We start from the raw sequence: 258 nt of genomic DNA on the forward strand, positions 1-258 counted from the left end.
CGGCTGTGTGGATGGGTAGGGGAGCGTCGTGTGCCGGGTGAAGCGGCGGTGGAAACCAGTCGTGGACGGTATACGAGTGAGAATGCAGGCATGAGTAGCGATACAAGAGTGGGAAACTCTTGCGCCGATTGACCAAGGGTTCCTGGGTCAAGCTGATCTGCCCAGGGTAAGTCGGGACCTAAGGCGAGGCCGACAGGCGTAGTCGATGGACAACGGGTTGATATTCCCGTACCCGCTTTGAAGCGCCAACGCTGAACC

Annotated in this window: 1 rRNA gene and 1 other annotated feature (both running past the window's edge); the gene reads left to right on the top strand. The window is 58.9% G+C overall.

The features are described from left to right. Nucleotides 1–258, top strand: a 16S ribosomal RNA gene (locus MCM47_RS11690) (it extends past both window edges: 241 nt to the left, 518 nt to the right). Next, nucleotides 92–258, top strand: a sequence feature (mutual gap in cmsearch alignment for this rRNA model is longer than 100) (it continues 331 nt past the right edge of the window). (Overlaps the previous rRNA gene by 498 nt.)

The sequence above is a fragment of the Kitasatospora sp. A2-31 genome (assembly GCF_022288725.1).
Classification (GTDB): domain Bacteria; phylum Actinomycetota; class Actinomycetes; order Streptomycetales; family Streptomycetaceae; genus Kitasatospora.